Origin of the sequence: Caballeronia sp. ATUFL_F1_KS4A (genome assembly GCF_023630905.1) — a bacterium.
In the GTDB taxonomy this organism is placed as follows: Bacteria; Pseudomonadota; Gammaproteobacteria; order Burkholderiales; family Burkholderiaceae; genus Caballeronia; species Caballeronia zhejiangensis.
Genome location: NZ_JALQEB010000028.1, coordinates 1 through 1,153, shown reverse-complemented (window position 1 = coordinate 1,153; position 1,153 = coordinate 1). Strand labels below are relative to the sequence as shown.

2 protein-coding genes and 1 pseudogene are annotated in these 1,153 nt (G+C 63.1%); all 3 read right to left on the bottom strand.

The window, feature by feature from the left end:
• A pseudogene (locus NCS03_RS15190) lies at positions 1 to 218 on the bottom strand (type VI secretion system lipoprotein TssJ); the annotation flags it as partial.
• A gap of 118 nt (positions 219 to 336) precedes the next feature.
• Positions 337 to 870, bottom strand: coding sequence for a type VI secretion system lipoprotein TssJ (tssJ, locus tag NCS03_RS15185; protein WP_250440429.1), 534 nt, complete (start codon positions 868 to 870; stop codon positions 337 to 339).
• An 8-nt stretch (positions 871 to 878) separates the two neighbouring features.
• Positions 879 to 1,061: a hypothetical protein gene (locus NCS03_RS15180; RefSeq protein ID WP_350029360.1), complete on the bottom strand. Its 183-nt coding sequence runs from the start codon at positions 1,059 to 1,061 to the stop codon at positions 879 to 881.
• Between the last annotated feature and the right edge of the window lie 92 nt (positions 1,062 to 1,153).

Genomic DNA, 1,153 nt, shown 5'->3' with positions numbered 1-1,153 from the left:
CCGGTCGCGTTCTCGTTCAACGCGGCGCGACCGTTCAGTTCGACGTTCATCGACTTGACTTGCGTGGTGAAGAGCCATTCGGCTGCGCTTACCGTGCTGTCCTTGGTGGCCTGCCATGCGCCGCAGCCGGCGAGCGTAAGCGCGCCGATGAAAAAGAGCGCCGAGTTCACGCTTCGGGTCGCGCGGGCGACGAGGCCATCGCCGCGTAATTCGTTCAATCTGTTGTGCCGCATTGCTGGTTATTGTCGATTTCGATTCGGTTTGATGTTTGAAGCCATCGGTCTTTTGTCGCGACCGCCCTTTAGCTACGATGGCGACGACAGACGCTGCCGCACGTCATTTCTTGCCCGCCTTCGCCTTGCTTTCCATATCGAGCTTGCTGTCCGCCAGCGTCAGCTTTACCGGCGCGTCGTCAGGGAGCTTCCTGGCCGCGATGACCTGCTTCCAGCCGCCCGCCTGATCGGCGTTCCGATAGAACGCGGCAATTGCGATGAACGCGGTCTCCTTTTGCATCGGCTGCGACACGCTCGCCGATGCGCCGGGATTGACCACGGCAGACACGCTCGCTTGCAGATCGCGCCCAAGCACGGTGCGGTCGTGGTGGAGGAGCTCGTTGAACGACGCGCTGTCGAAGCGCGCGCGATCCTTCAACTGATAGACGCGCACCGCCACCGGATGCGGATGGCCCGAAGCGTCCGGATTCAGGTCGGCACGGGCGCGCATGTCGACGTCGACCGCTTTCACGCGCCAGTCGGTCATCGCTTGATAAGCGCTCGTGGCTCCGTCGGAGGTCGCCTGCCAGAGGCCGCAGCCTGACAGCCCGAGAATGAGCAACACCGCGCAGGCCATTTGATTCGGTTTCGACATCATTCGGCCTCTCATGCGGCATGCGGTTCGAGGTACGGGTTCGGCTGCGGTGCCGGAAACGCTTCGCAGACGCCCAACTCGACCGTGATCTCGCGTTCCTGCCGAACGGGCAGCACCACCGTCCAGCCCAGACGCGGCGATACGGGCGCACGCGCTTTGCCCACCATTGGCTCGGGCGTGAATCGCGAGGACATCTGCATGCGCAGATGAGCGCCACCTCCGTGCCGTGGATCAACGGCATGTGATGACCGTAGTCCGCCCCCGCATAAGGCTTGGCCATACGAAT